Source organism: Lysobacter sp. 1R34A, from assembly GCF_051217035.1.
Lineage (GTDB): Bacteria > Pseudomonadota > Gammaproteobacteria > Xanthomonadales > Xanthomonadaceae > Lysobacter.
Genome location: NZ_JBPKJP010000085.1, coordinates 1 through 17,892, shown reverse-complemented (window position 1 = coordinate 17,892; position 17,892 = coordinate 1). Strand labels below are relative to the sequence as shown.

Genomic DNA, 17,892 nt, shown 5'->3' with positions numbered 1-17,892 from the left:
GGCGTGCAGCGGCGCCCAGGCGCTCAGCAGCACGGCCGCGGCCAGCAGCGCGGCGCGGGCGCCCCGACCGATGGCCCATTGAACGCGGCCCGGCGATGCCGCATATCGTTGTTTCCGGGCCGCGAGGTCGCCGGCAGGGGCGCGGCTGAGGCCCAAGCCGGCGCTGGCGGCGCTCGCGTCGTCGCGGTGCCCGAACTCGAGGCGATCGCGGTTGCAGTTCTTAAAACTCATTTAATAACGTCTCCCGAAGATACGGCGAGGCAAACAGATAGGACGATCATGGCAGCTTCCAACCTGGCCGATTCGATCACGGCCGATTCCATCGTGAAGGGCCGCGACGAGACCCACGCTGAAGCGGTGGCGCGCGCGCCGGCCCAGGCGCCGACGCTCGAGGTCGTCGGGCTCGGCAAGCGGGTGGCTTTGCCGTCGGGCGAACTCACCATCCTCGATGGGGTCGGATTTTCGATCGCCAAGGGCGACACGGTCGCGATCGTCGGCGCCTCCGGCTCGGGCAAGAGCACCTTGCTGTCGTTGATGGCGGGCTTGGATTCGCCGAGCAGCGGCACGGTCGCCCTCGACGGCGAGCCGATGTCCTCGCTCGACGAGGACGGCCGCGCGCGCGTGCGCAGCGAGAAGGTCGGCTTCGTGTTCCAGAGCTTCCAACTGCTGCCCTCGCTGACCGCATTGGAAAACGTGATGCTGCCGCTGGAACTGCGCGGCGACCGCGATGCGTTCGCGCCGGCGCAGGCGATCCTGGCCAAGGTCGGCCTGGGCCAGCGCCTGGACCACTACCCGCGCCAGCTGTCCGGCGGCGAGCAGCAGCGCGTCGCGCTCGCGCGCGCCTTCGTGACCCGGCCTGCGTTGCTGTTCGCCGACGAGCCCACCGGCAATCTCGACACCCATACCGGCCAGGCGATCATCGAGCTGCTGTTCGAACTCAACGCCGATGCCGGCACCACCCTGGTGCTGGTGACCCACGACGAACACCTGGCCGAACGTTGCCGCCGTCGCATCCGCCTCGACAGCGGTCGCCTGGTGCAGGGGTGAGCGGCATGCCACGCACCGTGTCGCTGGCATGGCGACAACTGCGCCGCGACCTCAAGGCCGGCGACGTGCGCATCCTGCTCGCGGCGCTGGTGTTGGCCGTGCTGGCGGTGACCGCGGTCGGCTTCGTCACCGATCGCGCCGAACGCGCGCTGGCCATCGAGGCCAACCGGCTGCTCGGCGGCGACGCGGTGATCCGCTCCGATCACCCGATCGGCGGCGCGCTGCGCCGTGCCGCGTCGGTGCCGGCGCTGCGCCGCGCCGAGGCCACCGAACTGCAGACCATGATCCGGGTCGGCGAGCGCCTGCAACTCGGCGATCTGCGCGCGCTCGGCGAGGGCTTTCCGCTGCGCGGCAGTTTCCGCATCGTCGACCGCGCCGGCGGCGCCGAGCGCGACGCGCAGGGGGTGCCCGCGCCCGGCACGGTGTGGATGAGCCGCGCCGGCGCCGACACCCTCGGCGCGCAGGTCGGCCAGAGCATCGCGCTCGGCGATTCCAGCCTGCGCCTGGCCGCCTTGGTGGTGCAGGAGCCGGACGCTTCGCTGGATTACTTCAACATCGCGCCGAAGGTGTTCCTCAACGCCGGCGATCTGCCTGCGACCGGGCTGGTCCAGCCCGGCAGCCGCATTCGTTATCGCCTGGTCGTCGCCGGCGCGCCCGGCGCGGTCGAGGGTTTCGTCGCCGCGGCCAAGCCCGCGCTGCAACGCGGCCAACGCGTGGAAACCATCGCCGATGCGCGCCCGGAAGTGCGTTCGGCGCTCGACCGCGCCGGGCGTTTCCTCGGCCTGGCCGCGCTGGTCTCGGTGGTGCTGGCCGCGGTCGCGGTGGCGATGGCCGCGCGCCGCCACAGCGAGCGGCACCTGTCCGGCACCGCGGTGATGCGTTGCCTCGGCGCCAGCCAGCGCACCCTGGTCGGCATCCACGTCGGCGAGATGGTGCTGCTCGGCCTGATCGCCAGCGCGATCGGCGTCGCGCTCGCCTTCGGCCTGCAATGGCTGATCGGCGGATGGCTGGAACAGGCCTTGAAGATGTCGATCCCCGGTGCGGGCTGGTTGCCGGCGGTGCAGGGCTTCGGGGTCGGCATGGTGGTGCTGCTCGCCTTCGGCGCGCCCCCGGTGCTCGCGCTGCGGCGCGTGCCGGCACTGCGCGTGCTGCGCCGCGACCTCGACCCTACCGAGCCCAGCGCCTGGGTGGTCGCGATCGTCGGCCTGCTCGGGCTCGGTGCGCTGCTGTGGTGGAAGGCCGGTTCGGTCGCGCTCGGCGCGGCCATGCTCGGCGGCATCGCCGCGACCCTGGCGGTGCTCGCGCTGCTGGCCTGGGGCCTGATCCTGGCGGTGCGGCGCCTGCGTTCGCGCTTGCGCGGCAGCCTGCGCTACGGCCTGGCCAACGTCAGCCGCCGCGCCGGCACCAGCATCGCCCAGATCTCGGCGCTCGGCCTGGGCCTGATGGCCTTGCTGCTGTTGACCTTCGTGCGCACCGACCTGCTCGATCGCTGGCAGATGTCGCTGTCGGCCGATGCGCCGAACCGTTTCATCATCAACGTGCAGCAGGACCAGGTCGCCGACGTGCGCCGTTTCATCGGCGAGCAAGGCCTGCCGGCGCCGACCCTGTTCCCGATGATCCGCGGCCGCCTGGTCGCGCACAACGGCAAGGCCGTCACCGCCGCCGACTATGCCGAGCGCGGCGAACGCGCCAAGCAGTTGGCCGAACGCGAGTTCAATCTGTCGGTCGCCGACAGCCTGCGTTCGGACAACAAGATCGTCGACGGCAAGTTCTGGGCCGCACGCAAGCTGGCCCGGCCCGAAGTCTCGGTCGAGGAAGGGTTCGCCGAGGAACTCGGCTGGAAGCTCGGAGACCGGGTCGGGTTCGACATCGCCGGACAGAACTTCCAGGCCACCGTCACCAGCCTGCGCAAGGTCGATTGGGAAAGCTTCCGTCCCAACTTCTTCGTGATCGCTTCGCCCGGTTCGCTCGACGGCTACGCCGCGAGCTACATCACCGCGATGAACGTGCCGGCCGAACGCACCCGTTTCACCTCGCAATTGGTCGAGCGCTTCCCGAACCTGTCGGTGATCGACATCGATCAGGTGCTCAAGCAGGTGCGCAGCACCGCCGACCAAGTCTCGACCGTGGTCGAGGTGGTGTTCTATTTCTCCCTGGTCGCCGGCGTGCTGGTGTTGATGGCCGCGGTCAGCGCGAGCCAGGACGAACGCCTGCTCGAAGGCGGGGTGATGCGCGTGCTCGGCGGAAGCCGGCGCCAGTTGCGCCTGGCCCAGGCTTCGGAATTCGCCGCGATCGGCCTGCTCTCGGGCCTGACCGCGGCGATCGCCGCCTCGGTGCTGGCCGGCGTGGTCGCGGTGCAGGTGTTCGACCTGCCCTGGGAGTTCGATGCGCGCATGGCCGCGTTCGGCGCCGCCGCCGGCGTGCTGGCGGCGCTCGCCGCGGGCATGTTCGCCACCCGCCGGGTGCTGGACGCGCCGCCGTCGGTGACCTTGCGCGAATTGCAGGGCTGAGCGCGGATCGCCTCTGCAGCGAGCCCTCTCCCGCTTGCGGGAGAGAGGCTGGGTAGCGCCGCGCAGCTCGGCAATCGCTGCGGCTCGCTCGCCGGCAGCTCATCGGCCGGCCGGTACTCGTCGAGGTTTCGCTCGCCAGCGGCTCACTCGCTGATTTGCGGCTCCGCCTGAAAGCGCCGCGCATAGCCGCGTTCCTCGGCGACCCGCTCGACCTCGCCGTCGGCGAGGTCCGGTGCCGCGTACACCGCATAGACCGGGTCGTTCTCGCGCAGACCGACGTGGTGCAGGCGGTAACGCGCCTGGCCGCTGCCGGTATTGGGCGGGTAATGGCGCGGCGGCTGGCCTTCGTCGAGATCGAGTTCGCTGTTGTCGACGGTGCCGCCGATGAAAAGGGCTCGCATCGTGGGTCGCTCCTGTGGGCTGGACGATGGTCCATCCTCGCGGCCGCGGCGTTGCGTGGCGATGAAGCCGCTGTTGCGGAGTCGCAATGCGCGGTGCGCGGGCCGAAGATCATTCGCCCGGCGAAAGATGCCCGGAAAACACCCGATGGCGCGGATGCAGGCGCAGCCACAAGGTTTGCGCCAGCAACAGTGCGGCGATCGCGAGCGCGCCCCAGGCGGCGATCTGCGCGCCGTGCAAGGCCGACTCGGACTGCTTCACGTAGACCCCCGCCAGGCCCCACAGCACGGCGATCGTGTAGCCGGCGTTGCCGCGCATGCGCGCATTCAACAGCAACAGCAGCGCGGCCGCGGCGGTCAGCAGCGCCAGGCTCCAGGCCAGCATGTCGTCGGTCGGCAGCAGCCGATAGGCGACGATCACCTGGGCGGTGTTCAGGAACGCGGCCAGACTCAACCAGCCGGCATGCAGCGAGATCGGGAACCTGGCCCAGGCGGCCTGCCCGGGCAAGGGGTGGCTATCGCGCGACAGCAACACCGCGCAGCCGGCCAGGCAGGCCAGGGCCAGCCAGATCACCGCCAGGGCCAGCCAGAACCACTGCTGGGAGAAGATCGGCATCCACAGCGCGGTCAGGGTGAAGCCGGCCGCCGCGGCCGGGCGCAGCCGGCGCAGGCCGTCGGCGTCGCGATAGCGCCCACGCAGCTGCCAGAAGGCGAACACCAGATCGCCGAGGAAGATCGGCCCCCAGATCGCGAAGGCATAGCCGGCCGCGACCAGCAGGGTGGGGTAGCGGTCGGAGATCGTGCCGTTGTCGGGGCCGAACACGCCCTGTTGGGAAAACCAGGCCACCGCGGGCATCAACAAGGCGGCAATCAGGACGGGCAGGCGCATGAGGCGTGCATTCGGTTGGACGCGATGCCGACACCCTAGCGCGGTCGCGCGTAAAATCCGTGCGATGACCGCCATTCAGAAATTCCCGCATGCGCGTTGACCGCTCCGACGACGCGCTCGACACCCTCTTCCAGCCGCTCGCCGACGGCCTGCTGCGCTGGCCCGAACACGGCGGCGCGCTGTTCCTGCACGCGCGCGACGGCATCGGCCTGCGCCAGCCGCCGCGCCCGGGCCTGGTCTGCGAACAGGGCTTCAAGCCCGAAGTCGACGCCTTGCACCGCGCCGGCCTGGACACGGTCGACCTGGACACGCTCGATCCGGCCCGGCGGTTCCCGCTGGTGCTGGTGCTGCCGCCGCGCCAGCGCGACGAGGCGCGCGCGCTGTTCGCCCAGGCGATCGCGCGCACCGCGCCCGGCGGCCGCGTGCTCGCCTGCATGCGCAATGACGAAGGTGCGCGGTCCGGCGAGACCGACCTGGGGCGCATCGCCGGCCCGGTCGGCAGCCTGTCCAAGCGCAAATGCCGCGCGTTCTGGACCGCGCCGCTCGACGGCCCGGCCGACCCGGCCCAGGCCGCGGCCTGGGCCGCCTTCGACCAACCGCGCGAGATCCTCGGCGGCCGTTTCGTCAGCCGCCCCGGCGTGTTCGCCTGGGACCGCATCGACGCCGCGTCGGCCCTGCTCGCGGCGCATCTGCCGAGCGACCTGCGCGGCCGCGCGGCCGATCTCGGCGCCGGCTACGGCTATCTCTCGGCCGAACTGCTGGCGCGGTGCCCGGGCATCGTCGCGGTCGACCTGTACGAGGCGCAGGCGCGCGCGCTGGAATTGGCGCGGACCAACCTGGCGCGGGTGGCGACGAGCGCCGAGCTCGAATTCCACTGGCACGACGTCACCGCCGGCCTGGACCGCGGCTATGACGTGATCGTCAGCAACCCGCCGTTCCACGGCCAGAGCCGCGACGAGCGTCCCGACCTCGGCCGTCGCTTCATCGCGGTCGCCGCCGAAGCGCTGAACCCCGGCGGCCGGCTGTGGCTGGTCGCGAACCGCCATCTGCCCTACGAATCGGTGCTCGACGAGCGCTTCGGCCAGGTCCGCATCGTCGCCCAGCGCGCCGGTTTCAAGGTCGTCGAAGCGATCAAGCACACCAAGGCCTCGGCCAAGGCGCGCGCATGAAACTGGTCAAGCTGATCGCCAACCTGGGCTATGGCAGCCGCAAGGAGGTCACCGCGATGTTCCGATCCGGCCGCATCACCGATGCGCAGGGCGAGGTGTTGTACGCCGACGACAAGGTCGCGCACGAAGCGATCCGCCTCGACGGCGAGCCGCTCGATCCGCCGGCGGGGCTGACTTTGTTGCTGCACAAGCCGGTCGGCTACACCTGCTCGACCAAGGACCCCGGGCGCATCGTCTACGACTTGCTGCCGCCGCGGTTTCGCGCGCGTTCGCCGTTGCTGTCCTCGGTCGGGCGGCTCGACCGCGAGACAAGCGGCCTGCTGTTGTTCACCGACGACGGCGGCCTGCTGCACCGGATCGTGTCGCCGAAGGCGCAACTGGCCAAGGTCTACGAGGCCAGCCTGGCCGCGGATCTGCGCGGCGACGAGGCCGCGATCTTCGCCAGCGGCGAGCTGATGCTGGAGTCGGAGCAGACGCCGCTGGCGCCGGCCGCGCTCGAAGTCCTCGCCCCGCGCCGGGCCCGCCTGACTCTGACCGAAGGCCGGTATCACCAGGTACGGCGCATGTTCGCCGCGGTCGGCAACCATGTCGAAGCGCTGCACCGCAGCCGCATCGGCGGCCTGTCCCTGGGCGATCTGCCGAGCGGGCAATGGCGCACGCTCGACGCTTCCGATCTCGAGACCTTGTTCCGTGGCTGAGCCCGACCTGCCCGCGATCGATTTCGTCCCCGACGCGGTGTTGTTCGACATGGACGGCCTGATGCTCGACAGCGAGCGCGCGATGCTGGAAACCTGGCGCGCGGCCGCGCTGGAGCAATCGGTCGAGGCCGACGACGCGCTGTGGCTGAGCATGGTCGGCATGCACGACCGCGCCAGCTACGCGATGCTCGCCGAGCGTCTCGGCGACGAGGCCGCCTTGCGCCTGCGCAACGCCGGCGACCGCCTGTACGATGCGCGCGTCGCCGCCGGCCTGCCGCTCAAGCGCGGTCTGCTCGAACTGCTGGACCTGCTCGACGCGCACCGCATTCCGAAGGCGATCGCGACCTCGACCCGGCGCGAGCGCGCGCTGGCGAAGCTGACCTCGAGCGGCCTGATCGAGCGCTTCGGCGTGATCGTCACCGGCAGCGACGTCGAGCATCCCAAGCCGGCGCCGGACATCTATCTGCTGGCCGCCTCGCGGCTCGGCGTCGACCCGCGCCGTTGCCTGGTGCTCGAGGATTCCGAACCCGGCGTGCGCGCCGCGCTCGCCGCCGGCGCGACCCCGATCCAGGTCCCCGACCTGGTCCCGCCGCACGCCGAATTGCGCGGCCTGGGCCACCGCATCGCCGATTCGCTGTTGCAGGCGCGCGCCTTGCTGGACACCGCTTTGGGTCGGCGGGCTTCGGCGAGCTGATCCGGGTTCGCGAGGGCTGGGGCCGCAGAAGTAAAGCAGAGCAAAGGCAATCCCCTGGCCCTTTTCCAAAGGGAAGCGCTTCGGGGGCTACGTCATCGCGTCTGGCCGCGGCCCGCGAACGCCTTGGCAGTCGCGAACCGTCGACCTTCTGGCGAACAACACCGAGCCGGCAGGGCGGTTCCCCGGCGAAGGAGGGGCAGCGGGATTTGCTTCACCGCCCGCCGCCGTCACATCCGCCAAAGCGAGCGGCGAATCAACCCGCCATCAGCTTGCGCCAGCCTTCCAGGCCGAGCTTTTCCAGGGTCGCCAGATTGCGTTCGACGATCACGTCCGGATCGGGAAAGGCCGCGACCGCGCGCTCGACGCTGGCTTCGCGCAGCAGATGCAGGGTCGGGTAGGGCGAGCGGTTGGTGCAGTTGCCGACCTCGTCGTAGGCGGTGTCGGCGAACTGGTAGTCCGGATGGAAGCTCGCGATCTGGATCTCGCCTTCCAGGTCCAGGGCCGCGACGACCCCATCGGCCAGTTCCAGGAAATCGTTGAAGTCGAGGAACTCGTTCAACACCCGCGGATGGATCAGCACCGTGGTGTCGATCTGTTCCGGGTCGCTCTGCTCCAGCAGCACCAGCTCCGAGGCGAGCTCCTCGAGCAAGGCCTCGGGGGTCGCCGCTTCGCTGAGGACGAAACGTACTTGGCCTTTCGCCAGCACCGCCTTGGCGAAGGGGCACAGGTTCAGGCCGATCACCGCGCGCTCCAGCCAGCGCCGGGTCGCCGCGATCGGGTCCTCGCCGGGGACGGCGGCCGCGCTCATCTCAGTCGCGGAAGTTGTCGAACTGCAGCGGACGCTCGAAGTCGCCGCCCTTGAGCAAGGCCATCACCGCCTGCAGGTCGTCGCGCTTCTTGCCGGTGACGCGCAGCTTGTCGCCGTTGATCTGGGTCTCGACCTTGAGCTTGGCGTCCTTGATGGTCGCGGCGATCTTCTTCGCCAGCTTCTGCTCGATGCCCTGCTGGACGGTGATCTTCTGGCGCGCGCGGGCCAGGTTGGTCTCGACGTCGCCGAATTCCAGGCAGCGGGCGTCGATGTTGCGCGCGACCAGGCGCGCGCGCAGGATCTGGGTCATCTGCTCGAGCTGGAACTCGCTCGGCGCCGACTGGGTGATGCTCTTGTCGTCGAGGACGAATTCGGCGTCGACGCCCTTGAAGTCGAAACGGGTGCCGAGTTCGCGGTTGGCCTGGTCGACCGCGTTGGTGAGTTCGTGGGTGTCGACTTCGGAAACGACATCGAAAGAGGGCATGGCACACTCGCTGGGGGGAGAACCGGCAAAGGGTAACGCAAGCGCGGGGGCGATATGCACTGTTGCGGCGAGCCGGCGCCCCCGCGATGCGGCCGCCGATACACTGCCCCGACACGATTCCAGGAGCCGATCCCATGCATAAAACCGCCGCCTACGCCGCCGTCGATGCGCGCACGCCGCTGGCCCCGTTCTCGATCGAGCGCCGCGAGCCGGGCCCGAACGAGGTCCTGATCGACATCCTGTATTGCGGCGTCTGCCATTCCGACATCCACCAGGCGCGCGACGAGTGGGGCGGTTCGACCTTCCCGATGGTGCCGGGCCACGAGATCGTCGGCCGGGTCGCCCGGCTCGGCGCCAACGCCAAGGGCTTCCGGCTCGGCGATGCGGTCGGCGTGGGCTGTTTCGTCGATTCCTGCCGCGAATGCCCGCAGTGCCGGGCCGGCGAGGAGCAGTATTGCGACCAGGGCATGACCGGGACCTACAACTCGCGCGAACGCGGCACCGGCGCGCCGACCTACGGCGGCTACTCGACCCGCATCACCGTCGATCAGGACTACGTGCTGCGCATCCCCGAGTCGATCCCGCTCGACCGCGCCGCGCCGCTGCTGTGCGCCGGCATCACCACTTATTCGCCGTTGAAGCATTACGGAGTCAAGGCCGGCGACGAGGTCGCGGTGGTCGGCCTCGGGGGCCTGGGCCATATGGCGGTCAAGATCGCAGTGGCCATGGGCGCGCGCGTGACCGTGCTGAGCACCTCCGAGTCCAAGCGCGAGGCCGCGCTGGCCCTGGGCGCGCACGCTTTCGCCGCAACCCGCGACAAGGCCACCTTCAAGACGCTGTCGCGCTCGTTCGATTTCATCATCGACACGGTCTCGGGCGACCACGACTACAACGCCTACCTGGGCCTGCTGAAGTTCGACGGCACCATGGTCCTGCTGGGTATTCCGGAAACTCCGTCGACGGTCGCCGCGGGTGCGTTGATCATGCAGCGGCGCAAGCTCGGCGGCTCGCTGATCGGCGGCATCCGCGAAACCCAGGAAATGCTGGATTTCTGCGCCGAGCACGGCGTGGCTTCGGACATCGAGTTGATCGACATCGCACGGATAAACGAGGCTTACGAGCGCATGATCAAGGGCGATGTGCACTATCGCTTCGTGATCGACATCGCCAGTCTGGGCGAGGCGGCCTGAGGGACGGCGGCCAACCGGCGGCGTCGCGGAGGCCGTCTCCTCGATTCGGTCGTCCTCGCGCAGGCGGGGAGCCAGGGCTTCTCCAGGTCGGACGCCGAAGTCTCTGCGGCCCGGCCAGGGCGTACAGCGCCCTGGCGTTCACGGACCTGGGAAGCCGGCGGCTCGCAGGTCCGCTCTCCCGCTTTCGCAGGAATGACGGGCGCAGGCAAAGGGGTGGGCCTGAACTGGAAGCAGCCACTCCAGGCCGCAAACGCGACGCCTCGCGGACCGCCGCTCCTGGCTGCGCGGCCTTCGCACGACGCCTGCACAGCCAGCCGCTAAGCTGCGGCCATGCCTTTGTTGCTGCTGATTCCGCTGGCCCTGCTGCTCCTGCTGATGCTGTGGGCGCTGTTGTTGCCGCTCGGGCTGATCCAGCGCTACCGCTACGGCAAGGCCCGGCGCCGGGCGCTGCCGTGGGCGGTGCGCTTGGCCGCGGCCTTGTCGCTGCTGTCGTTTCTGGTCTTCTTCGCCAGCGCCTGGCTGGCCGGCTACTGGATCGCCGATGCGCCGCTGTACGCGGCGCTCGGTTGGGGCGCCGGCCTGCTGCTCGGCGTGCTCGGGGTTTACCTGACCCGCTTCGAGTACGAGGCCAAGGGCCTGTACTACACGCCGAACCGCTGGCTGATCCTGGGCCTGACCCTGGTGGTCGCGGCGCGGATCGGGTTCGGCCTGTGGCAGGCTGCGCACGGCTGGAGCGACCAGGCCGGCTGGTTGCCGCGCCAGGGCAGCCTGCTCGCGGTCGGCGGTCTGCTGCTGGGTTACTACCAGGCCTATAGCGTCGGCCTCGCGCGCCGCCTGCGCCGGCGCGGCTGACCCTGCTTCGTGATGGCCGGCTTCGTGATGGCCGGCTCTGTCGACGCCGCCGGTCGACACCGACTCAGTCGGCACCGGCGCGGTCTCGACGCGTCCGCCCTTGGCCGGATGACGCGCGCAGGCGCGCCGGGCAAGATAGACGGTCCCGCTTCGACCGGCCGCCATGCCCGCTCCTTCATCCCAACGTTTCCTGCCTCCAGCGCGCTGCGCCGTCGGCGCCGGCCCGCGCACCTCATGAGCGCGGCGCATCCGCACCGCCGCCGCGCGATGGCGACCATGTTGATCGCGGTGGTGATGTTCTCGATCATGGACGCGCTGCTGAAGCTGCTGTCGGCGCATTACCCGCCGTTCCAGGTCGCCGCGCTGCGCGGCGCGTCCTCGCTGCCGTTCGTGCTGACCTGGGCCTTGGCCAGCGGCGGCCTCAAGCCGCTGCTGCGGGTGCGCTGGTCGCTGCATCTGCTGCGCGGCGTGCTCGGCATCGGCATGATGGCGACCTTCGTCTACGGCGTGCACCGGCTGCCGTTGTCGACGGCGTATTCGATCTTCTTCATCGCGCCCCTGCTGATCACCGCGCTGTCCGGGCCGATCCTCGGCGAACGGGTCGGGCCGCGACGTTGGGTCGCGATCGGCATCGGCCTGATCGGCGTGATGGTGCTGCTGCGGCCGAGCGGCGAGGGCATGCTGAGCCTGGCTGCGCTGGCGGTGTTGGCCGCGGCGCTCGGCTATGCGATCAGCGCGATCACCGTGCGCCTGCTGTCGCGCACCGACAGCACCCAGGCGATGATGGTCTGGCTGATGGTGATGCTGACCGTCGGCGCCGGCGCGCTGGCCTTGCCGGCCTGGACGCCGATCCGCGGCGAGGACCTGTGGCTGATCGCCGGGCTCGGCGTCGCCGGTTCGATCGGGCAGTACGCGGTCACCGAAGCCTTCCGCCTCGGCGAGGCCTCGCTGATCGCGCCGCTGGAGTACACGGCCCTGATCTGGGGCGTGCTGCTCGACCTCAGTCTGTGGGGCGTGTTGCCCGATTCGACGACCTGGATCGGCGCGGCCATCATCGTCGCCAGCGGCCTGTACCTGCTGCGCCGCGAACGCGTCCACGCCGAGGCCGAACATCCCTGACTGGGGCGCCGCCGCGCTCACCGAAACTCTCGCTGTCCCACGCCGGCGCACCGCAGCGCGGCGTTTCGCCGCAGCGCGCCATGACGATTTCTTCGCCGCGGCGTAGTGTCGAGGGGGAGTCAGGGGGAGAGCCGCGATGACCGCGTTGGTCCACGCGCAGGGAGCGCCGTGTTGGTTCGAGTTGGCGACCGACGACCAGGGCGCGGCCGAGGCCTTCTACTGCGCCCTGTTCGGTTGGACCATCGAGCGCACGCCGATGCCGGACGCCAGCGCGTACACGATCTTCAAGCTCGACGGCCACGACGTCGCCGGCGCCTACAGCCTGGTGCCCGGCGCCTGGCCGGGACCGGACGGCAGCCATGCGCCGCATTGGGACGTGTACTTCCGCGCCGCCGACTGCGATGCCATGGCCGCGCGCGCGGTCGCCCTGGGCGGGCGCTTGGTCGGCACGCCGTTCGAACTCATGGAACATGTGCGCATGGCGGTGTGCAGCGATCCCGAAGGCGTCGCCTTCCTGCTCGCCCAGCAGCGCGCGCATCCCGGCGTCGACCGTCTCGGCGTCGACAATGCAGTGTGCTGGGCCGAACTGGCGACGCGCGACCTCGACCGCGCCGAAGCTTATTACCGGCGCTTGTTCGGTTGGCGCATGCAGGCGCAGCCGGCCGCGGCGAGCGGTTACCGGGTGTTCTCCGACGACCGGCGCAGGCTCGGCGGGCTGATGCAGATGGGGCCGCAGTGGGGCGACATGGCGCCCCACTGGTCGATCTATCTGCAGGTGCCCGACGTGGACGCCAGCGCCGCGCGCGCGGTCACGCTGGGCGGCCGCATCGTATTGCCGCCGTTCGACGCCGGCGCCGACCGCATCGCGCGCCTGAGCGACCCGAGCGGGGCGGCGTTCTATCTGATCAGAGTCGCCGCGCCGGGCGCGTTCGCCTGAGTTCACGACGACGCGGGCAACGACGGCGCACCCGGCCGCCGCGTGCGAACGAACCACCGCACAAACGACAACGGGCTCCCGAAGGAGCCCGTTGAAGCGGTGCGATGTTGCGTGTTGCGTGTTGCGTGTTGGTGCAGCCGCTCAGGCGATCAGAAGCGCGCGCCGACGCCGATACCGACGGTCACCGGGTTGAGCTCGGCTTCGCCGACCTTGAGGCCGTTCAGCTTCACGTCCGACTTGCCCTGCATGTAGCGCACGTCGGCGCGGGCGAACCAGGTCGGGGTGATGTTGAGGTCGACGCCGGCGGTCGCCATCGCGCCCTTCGCGTTCTCCACGCCCAGGCGCTGGCCGGCGATCGGCGTCTCGTTGCTGTAGTTGGCTTCGTAGTAGCCCAGGCCCAGGAACGGACGCACGGTGCTGTCGGCGGTGCGGAAGTGGTACTGGCCGCTCAGCGCGATCGGCTGCGAATCGACGCTGCCGATCTTGCCGCCGCCGGCGTTGACGCGGTGACCGAACTTGTCGGCCGAGCCCCACGCCTCGACGGCGATGTTGTCGGTGATGTAGTAGCTGGCGCTGAGCGTGGCCGCGCCCTCGCCGTCGAGATCGGTGCGTACGCCGCCGATCAACGGGTTCTTGGTCGGCTGCGAAAGCGCGTAACCGCCGACCACGGCGAAGCGCTTGCCGCTCGCGGTGTCGGTGGCGGCATCCTGAGCGAAGGCGGCCGGGGCAAAGGCCATGGCGCCCATCAGGGCAAGGGTCAAATGACGAATGCGCATCATGGAGATATCTCCTGTTGTTGTGTTGTCGATGCCTTGGGGGAGGCGAGGCGCAAGATAGCCATGCACGCATGAACCGAACTTGCCGCGCGAACGCGGGTGAAGGAACTTTCACGTGCGCATCGTGTTAGACGCTTGTTTTCCAGGGAAAATGAACGAAATGAACCGGGCGAGACTTGCATGAACCTGCGTTCATCTGATGATGCTCAGACGAAGGAATGCATCGTCGAGCATCGATCGATGCACGCGTTTCGGCACAGGAATCGCAAGCGGAGCAAGGCTTTCACGCGACGTCGCGATCGATGAACGCTCCCGCTCCGGGAGGATGCGTTGGCCCCCGCGCGGATAAGCGATGACCGCGTTTGCGCGAAACGCAACGCCGTCATGCCGCATCTACGTCGCTGCATGCGCAGTCGTTGAACCGCTGCGTTCCATGCCGGGAACGCAATTCACACATCCGCCGGCGCGATTGCGCGGACTCGGCGCTGGTCCCGGCGCGGCCGCTCGGCGTGTCCCAATCGCCAAAGCCGGCACCGCCAATGGCCATGACGAAGGTCACGCCGCCGATCGGCACAGGCCGCGGCGACGGCGCTGCGGCATCCTGGACCCACTTCAGCGTCGAGGACCGACGATGCGCCCGACCCACGCCTTCCGATTGACCGCCCTGGCCGCACTGATGCTGGCCTGCGGTTCAAGCTTCGCCTCCAACATCCATGTCGACGCCAACTGCGAGATCGACAGCGATTACCACCTGACCCTCAACGAGCGCAGCCTGATCCTGACGCGCGAGCAGGGCGAGCCGAAGGCGATCGTGATGCGCCAGGGCCGTTTGTTCGTCGACGACCGTTGGGTCGCGCTCGATGGCGCCGACGCGCGCCGCGTGGCCGAGTTCGAGCGCGGCGCCCGCGCGGCCATGCCCGAAGCGCAGCAGATCGGCCGCGAGGCCGCGGGCATCGCCTTCACCGCGCTCGGCGAAGTCGCCGCCGCGCTCGGCAACCATCCCGAACGCACCCGCGCCCAGGTCGAGAAAGCGCGCCAGCAGCTCGATGCCCGCCTGAGCCGGGTCATCACTCCGACCCATTTCAGCGGCAAGGCGCTCGGCGACGGCATCGCCGATGCACTCGGCGATACTTTGCCGACGGTGATCGGCGAGGTCGTCGGCGGTGCGGTCACCGCGGCCTTCAGCGGCGATGTCGGCCGCCTGCAGAAGCTCGACGACCTGGACGCCAGGATCGAGGCCGCGGTGCAGCCGCGCGCCGACGCGCTCGGTCGCCGCGCCGAAGGCCTGTGCCGGCAGATGCGCGCCCTCGACGTACTCGAAGGGGCCTTGGCGTACCGCCACCAGGGCCAGCGCCTGGAGTTGCTGCAGGTCGAGTCGCCGGACAAGTCCGGCAAATCGACCAAGCCCTAGACCAGGCCCTAGCCCTAGCCCAAGCCCTAGCCCAAGCCGTAAGCCAAGCGCCAGGCCGAAACGCAGCCGATGCGCGGCAGTACTGGGGCGTACGCTGGCCTTGCTTGTGCGGGTCCCGCCGTCGCTTAGGCCTTTAGTGGGTATTGGCCCGCAACGCGGTTGGCGTGACCGCCTGCAACCGCCACAATAGGGTTTTCGCGCATTGCGGAGCCCCACGAAATGGCTGAGCTGAAGGAAGCACGCGTCCCCGACATCGGCGACTACGACGGCGTACCCGTCATCGAACTGCTGGTCGCGGTCGGCGACACGGTCACCCAGGACCAGGGACTGGTGACGCTGGAATCGGACAAGGCCACGATGGAAGTGCCGGCACCGTTCGCCGGCGTGGTGCGCGAGCTCAAGGTCAAGATCGGCGACCAGTTGGCCGAAGGCAGCGTGGTCGCGCTGATCGAGCCAACCGAAGAGGCGGCGAAAACAGCGCCGACGCAGTCCCAAGAACCCGCCAAACCCGCCGCGCCCGCAGCTCCGGCCGCATCGGCTCCGGCCAAGGCCGAAGCTCCCGCCCCCGCCAAGACCGAAGCTCCGGCCGCAACCGCCGCAGCGATCCCCGGCGCCAACGCCGGCACCGATCCCGAAGCGATGCCGCCGCGCACCCCGCCGGTGGCGTTCACCGCCGACGAGCTGATGCCCGACAAGGTGCCGTACGCGAGCCCGGCGGTGCGCCTGTTCGCACGCGAGCTCGGCGTCGACCTGAGCCGCGTCAGCGGCAGCGCGCGCGGCGGCCGGATCAGCAAGGAAGACGTGCAGTCCTTCGTCAAGGGCGTCATGCAGGGCGGCGGCCCGGTCGCCGCGACCGGCGGCGCCGCGGCCTCCAGCGGCGGCGGCCTCAACCTGCTGCCGTGGCCGAAGGTCGACTTCAGCAAGTTCGGCGAGACCGAGACGGTCGCGCTGTCGCGGATCAAGAAGCTCTCCGGCGCCAACCTCGCGCGCAACTGGGCGATGATCCCGCACGTCACCCAGCACGACGATGCCGACATCACCGAGCTCGAGGCGCTGCGCGTCGCGCTCAACAAGGAAAACGAAAAGTCGGGGATGAAGCTGACCATGCTCGCCTTCCTGATGAAGGCCAGCGTCGCCGCGTTGAAGAAGTATCCCGACTTCAACGCCTCGCTCGATGCCTCCGGCGAGAACCTGACCCTTAAGAAGTATTTCCACATCGGCTTCGCCGCCGACACCCCGAACGGCCTGGTCGTGCCGGTGGTGCGCGACTGCGACAAGAAGGGCGTGCTGCAGATCGCCAAGGAAACCGGCGAACTCGCCGCCAAGGCGCGCGAGGGCAAGCTCGGCCCGGCCGACATGAGCGGCGGCTGCTTCTCGATCAGCTCGCTCGGCGGCATCGGCGGCACCTCGTTCACGCCGATCGTCAACGCGCCGGAAGTCGCCATCCTCGGCGTGTCCAAGTCGGCGACCAAGCCGGTCTGGGACGGCAAGCAATTCGTGCCGCGCCTGCTGCTGCCGCTGTCGCTGTCCTACGACCACCGGGTCATCGACGGCGCCGCCGCCGCGCGTTTCACCGCCTACCTGGCGCAGTTGCTGGCCGATCTGCGCCGCGTGCTGCTGTAAGCGCGGCCGGCATGGCCGCCTTCGGCGCCGCGCGCAGCGCACGCCGCCGCAGCGGCCGCCGTGCCGGCTTCCTGCGGCGTTGGCGCCACGAACCGGTCGCGCCGACCTCGCCCGCTTCATGTCCAGACGCCCGCCGTTCTCCATAGGATCGATCGCCGTAATGAGCCGCACACCGAACGTCTCCGCTCCACGCCGTCATGGCCGCCTCGGCCTGATCGCCTTGCTGCTGGCCGCTCCGTTGGCTCACGCCGCCGATGAATGCCGGGTCTCGCTCGGCCGCGGTTGGCCGCCGGCCACCGAAAACCACGGTTCGGCGGTCGAGCAGTTGCTCGCGGCCAAGGCCGAGCCGGGCCTGCGCCTGACCTATCTGCCGGCGCGCGGCGCGGAAAGCGGTTTGATGCTGATTCCGGGCGAGGGCGACTGGACCCTGCGCCATGCCACCGCCAGCGAGCGCGTGGCGGCCTGGAATTCCTCGCGCCGCAGCTCGGCGCTGGAACTTCGGGTCGACCAGGAGGTCGAGAACGAAGAGGCGCCGATGCCGGCGGCGCTGGCCCAGCGCATCGTCGCGAGCTGGAAGCGCGCGCTGTCGACCCTGGCGCCGGAAGGCAAGCCGGCCGAATTCCACGAGCAGGACCAGCTGATCTTCGTCGTCGACGGCCTGCGCGTCAGCGGAGTGCGCCCCGATTGCGGTCCGGGCGAATCGATCATGGAGCAGGTCGGCCTGATGACCGAGGCCGCCAACGAAAGCGAGTCCAAGCGCGAACGGCGCTGGCGCGCGCTGGAAGAATCGCTGGACGAACTCGACCAGCGCCTGGCCGAAGCCGCCTCGGCGCCGGCGAACTGATCCCGCCAGTCGCCACCCCCATGCCAGGCCGTCGCGTCGCGACAGGCCGCCCCACGACGGACGCTTCGAGCGCCGTCGGCCCGAGACAGAACCAGAGGACGCAGCGTCATGGCCAACAACATCGAAGTGAAGGTTCCCGACATCGGCGGCTACGACGACGTACCGGTGATCGAATTGCTGGTCGCGGTCGGCGACACGGTGAAGAAGGACCAGGGCCTGGTCACGCTGGAATCGGACAAGGCGACGATGGAAGTGCCCTCGTCGGCCGACGGCGTGGTCAAGTCGATCAGCGTCAAGATCGGCGACAAGGTTTCCGAGGGCGCGGTGATCGCGATCCTCGAGAGCGAGGGTCAGAGCGAGGGCGCCGGCGAGGCGCCGAAGCCGGCTGCGGCAGGCAGCGCGCCGGCGCCGGCCGAAGCGCCAAAGCCCGCCGCGGCAGCGCC

19 protein-coding genes are annotated in these 17,892 nt (G+C 69.9%); 13 read left to right on the top strand and 6 right to left on the bottom strand.

The genetic code is table 11. The features are described from left to right. On the bottom strand, positions 1 to 231 hold a 231-nt coding region (locus ACSAMQ_RS16165; protein WP_435396637.1), incomplete at its 3' end, for a hypothetical protein. Positions 232 to 279: 48 nt separating this feature from the next. Here ACSAMQ_RS16165 and ACSAMQ_RS16160 point away from each other — a divergent pair. Together ACSAMQ_RS16160 and ACSAMQ_RS16155 are read left to right on the top strand one after the other, a co-directional pair. Further along, complete coding sequence (locus ACSAMQ_RS16160; protein WP_435396636.1) at positions 280 to 1,047, top strand: ABC transporter ATP-binding protein; 768 nt, start codon at positions 280 to 282, stop codon at positions 1,045 to 1,047. A gap of 5 nt (positions 1,048 to 1,052) precedes the next feature. Then, the gene (locus ACSAMQ_RS16155; RefSeq protein WP_435396635.1) at positions 1,053 to 3,557 is read left to right on the top strand and encodes an ABC transporter permease; all 2,505 of its coding nucleotides are present in this window, start codon (positions 1,053 to 1,055) and stop codon (positions 3,555 to 3,557) included. A gap of 143 nt (positions 3,558 to 3,700) precedes the next feature. Here ACSAMQ_RS16155 and ACSAMQ_RS16150 read toward each other — a convergent pair whose 3' ends face one another. Both ACSAMQ_RS16150 and ACSAMQ_RS16145 read right to left on the bottom strand, forming a co-directional pair. Continuing rightward, on the bottom strand, positions 3,701 to 3,958 hold the full coding sequence (locus ACSAMQ_RS16150; RefSeq protein WP_435396634.1) for a hypothetical protein: 258 nt from the start codon (positions 3,956 to 3,958) through the stop codon (positions 3,701 to 3,703). Positions 3,959 to 4,067: 109 nt separating this feature from the next. Beyond that, positions 4,068 to 4,844 carry a hypothetical protein gene (locus ACSAMQ_RS16145; protein ID WP_435396633.1) on the bottom strand — a complete coding sequence of 259 codons (777 nt, stop codon included), beginning with the start codon at positions 4,842 to 4,844 and terminating at the stop codon, positions 4,068 to 4,070. Between the two features lie 89 nt (positions 4,845 to 4,933). Here ACSAMQ_RS16145 and ACSAMQ_RS16140 point away from each other — a divergent pair, with 89 nt between their 5' ends. The 3 genes from ACSAMQ_RS16140 to ACSAMQ_RS16130 are packed head-to-tail and all read left to right on the top strand — an operon-like array spanning position 4,934 to position 7,405. Continuing rightward, entirely contained in the window at positions 4,934 to 6,013 is a 1,080-nt protein-coding gene (locus ACSAMQ_RS16140) for a class I SAM-dependent methyltransferase (protein WP_435396632.1), read from the top strand. After that, positions 6,010 to 6,711: a pseudouridine synthase gene (locus ACSAMQ_RS16135; RefSeq protein WP_435396631.1), complete on the top strand. Its 702-nt coding sequence runs from the start codon at positions 6,010 to 6,012 to the stop codon at positions 6,709 to 6,711. Before ACSAMQ_RS16140 ends, ACSAMQ_RS16135 begins: the two co-directional genes overlap by 4 nt. Further along, a complete protein-coding gene (locus ACSAMQ_RS16130; RefSeq protein WP_435396630.1) occupies positions 6,704 to 7,405 on the top strand; it encodes an HAD family hydrolase in 702 nt (233 codons plus the stop codon). The genes ACSAMQ_RS16135 and ACSAMQ_RS16130 overlap by 8 nt, the downstream gene beginning before the upstream one ends. Before the next feature lie 253 nt (positions 7,406 to 7,658). Here the strand turns inward: ACSAMQ_RS16130 and ACSAMQ_RS16125 are convergent, their stop codons facing one another. Together ACSAMQ_RS16125 and ACSAMQ_RS16120 are read right to left on the bottom strand one after the other, a co-directional pair. Continuing rightward, a complete protein-coding gene (locus tag ACSAMQ_RS16125) occupies positions 7,659 to 8,213 on the bottom strand; it encodes a DUF1415 domain-containing protein (protein ID WP_435396629.1) in 555 nt (184 codons plus the stop codon). A 1-nt stretch (position 8,214) separates the two neighbouring features. Then, positions 8,215 to 8,697, bottom strand: a complete 483-nt coding sequence (locus tag ACSAMQ_RS16120; protein WP_435396628.1) for a YajQ family cyclic di-GMP-binding protein — start codon at positions 8,695 to 8,697, stop codon at positions 8,215 to 8,217. A 134-nt stretch (positions 8,698 to 8,831) separates the two neighbouring features. Between ACSAMQ_RS16120 and ACSAMQ_RS16115 the strand changes: the two genes are divergently transcribed. The 4 genes from ACSAMQ_RS16115 to ACSAMQ_RS16100 all read left to right on the top strand — a co-directional run bounded on the left by ACSAMQ_RS16115 (position 8,832) and on the right by ACSAMQ_RS16100 (position 12,795). Beyond that, positions 8,832 to 9,887 (top strand): NAD(P)-dependent alcohol dehydrogenase, encoded by a 1,056-nt coding sequence (locus ACSAMQ_RS16115; RefSeq protein ID WP_435396627.1) that lies wholly within the window; start codon positions 8,832 to 8,834, stop codon positions 9,885 to 9,887. 330 nt (positions 9,888 to 10,217) lie between these two features. Continuing rightward, a complete protein-coding gene (locus ACSAMQ_RS16110) occupies positions 10,218 to 10,739 on the top strand; it encodes a DUF1453 domain-containing protein (protein WP_435396626.1) in 522 nt (173 codons plus the stop codon). A 234-nt stretch (positions 10,740 to 10,973) separates the two neighbouring features. After that, positions 10,974 to 11,858 carry a DMT family transporter gene (locus ACSAMQ_RS16105; protein WP_435396625.1) on the top strand — a complete coding sequence of 295 codons (885 nt, stop codon included), beginning with the start codon at positions 10,974 to 10,976 and terminating at the stop codon, positions 11,856 to 11,858. Between the two features lie 136 nt (positions 11,859 to 11,994). After that, complete coding sequence (locus ACSAMQ_RS16100; protein ID WP_435396624.1) at positions 11,995 to 12,795, top strand: VOC family protein; 801 nt, start codon at positions 11,995 to 11,997, stop codon at positions 12,793 to 12,795. 149 nt (positions 12,796 to 12,944) lie between these two features. Here ACSAMQ_RS16100 and ACSAMQ_RS16095 read toward each other — a convergent pair whose 3' ends face one another. Beyond that, the gene (locus tag ACSAMQ_RS16095; protein ID WP_435396623.1) at positions 12,945 to 13,574 is read right to left on the bottom strand and encodes an OmpW/AlkL family protein; all 630 of its coding nucleotides are present in this window, start codon (positions 13,572 to 13,574) and stop codon (positions 12,945 to 12,947) included. Positions 13,575 to 14,202: 628 nt separating this feature from the next. Between ACSAMQ_RS16095 and ACSAMQ_RS16090 the strand changes: the two genes are divergently transcribed. From ACSAMQ_RS16090 to ACSAMQ_RS16075, 4 genes are all read left to right on the top strand, one after another. Then, complete coding sequence (locus tag ACSAMQ_RS16090; RefSeq protein ID WP_435396622.1) at positions 14,203 to 14,982, top strand: DUF2884 family protein; 780 nt, start codon at positions 14,203 to 14,205, stop codon at positions 14,980 to 14,982. Between the two features lie 219 nt (positions 14,983 to 15,201). Further along, positions 15,202 to 16,605: a dihydrolipoyllysine-residue acetyltransferase gene (locus ACSAMQ_RS16085; RefSeq protein ID WP_435396621.1), complete on the top strand. Its 1,404-nt coding sequence runs from the start codon at positions 15,202 to 15,204 to the stop codon at positions 16,603 to 16,605. 160 nt (positions 16,606 to 16,765) lie between these two features. Continuing rightward, positions 16,766 to 17,449 (top strand): hypothetical protein, encoded by a 684-nt coding sequence (locus ACSAMQ_RS16080; protein WP_435396620.1) that lies wholly within the window; start codon positions 16,766 to 16,768, stop codon positions 17,447 to 17,449. A 108-nt stretch (positions 17,450 to 17,557) separates the two neighbouring features. Continuing rightward, positions 17,558 to 17,892 (top strand): biotin/lipoyl-containing protein (locus tag ACSAMQ_RS16075; protein ID WP_435396619.1); only part of this gene is annotated, 335 nt, incomplete at its 3' end.

Excerpts from the sequence above, each read along its gene's own strand:
- ACSAMQ_RS16160 (WP_435396636.1), top strand. The coding sequence starts at position 280 with ATGGCAGCTTCCAACCTGGCCGATTCGATCACGGCCGATTCCATCGTG.
- ACSAMQ_RS16155 (WP_435396635.1), top strand. The coding sequence starts at position 1,053 with ATGCCACGCACCGTGTCGCTGGCATGGCGACAACTGCGCCGCGACCTC.
- ACSAMQ_RS16150 (WP_435396634.1), bottom strand. The coding sequence starts at position 3,958 with ATGCGAGCCCTTTTCATCGGCGGCACCGTCGACAACAGCGAACTCGAT.
- ACSAMQ_RS16145 (WP_435396633.1), bottom strand. The coding sequence starts at position 4,844 with ATGCGCCTGCCCGTCCTGATTGCCGCCTTGTTGATGCCCGCGGTGGCC.
- ACSAMQ_RS16140 (WP_435396632.1), top strand. The coding sequence starts at position 4,934 with ATGCGCGTTGACCGCTCCGACGACGCGCTCGACACCCTCTTCCAGCCG.
- ACSAMQ_RS16135 (WP_435396631.1), top strand. The coding sequence starts at position 6,010 with ATGAAACTGGTCAAGCTGATCGCCAACCTGGGCTATGGCAGCCGCAAG.
- ACSAMQ_RS16125 (WP_435396629.1), bottom strand. The coding sequence starts at position 8,213 with ATGAGCGCGGCCGCCGTCCCCGGCGAGGACCCGATCGCGGCGACCCGG.
- ACSAMQ_RS16120 (WP_435396628.1), bottom strand. The coding sequence starts at position 8,697 with ATGCCCTCTTTCGATGTCGTTTCCGAAGTCGACACCCACGAACTCACC.
- ACSAMQ_RS16115 (WP_435396627.1), top strand. The coding sequence starts at position 8,832 with ATGCATAAAACCGCCGCCTACGCCGCCGTCGATGCGCGCACGCCGCTG.
- ACSAMQ_RS16110 (WP_435396626.1), top strand. The coding sequence starts at position 10,218 with ATGCCTTTGTTGCTGCTGATTCCGCTGGCCCTGCTGCTCCTGCTGATG.
- ACSAMQ_RS16105 (WP_435396625.1), top strand. The coding sequence starts at position 10,974 with ATGAGCGCGGCGCATCCGCACCGCCGCCGCGCGATGGCGACCATGTTG.
- ACSAMQ_RS16100 (WP_435396624.1), top strand. The coding sequence starts at position 11,995 with ATGACCGCGTTGGTCCACGCGCAGGGAGCGCCGTGTTGGTTCGAGTTG.
- ACSAMQ_RS16095 (WP_435396623.1), bottom strand. The coding sequence starts at position 13,574 with ATGATGCGCATTCGTCATTTGACCCTTGCCCTGATGGGCGCCATGGCC.
- ACSAMQ_RS16090 (WP_435396622.1), top strand. The coding sequence starts at position 14,203 with ATGCGCCCGACCCACGCCTTCCGATTGACCGCCCTGGCCGCACTGATG.
- ACSAMQ_RS16085 (WP_435396621.1), top strand. The coding sequence starts at position 15,202 with ATGGCTGAGCTGAAGGAAGCACGCGTCCCCGACATCGGCGACTACGAC.
- ACSAMQ_RS16080 (WP_435396620.1), top strand. The coding sequence starts at position 16,766 with ATGAGCCGCACACCGAACGTCTCCGCTCCACGCCGTCATGGCCGCCTC.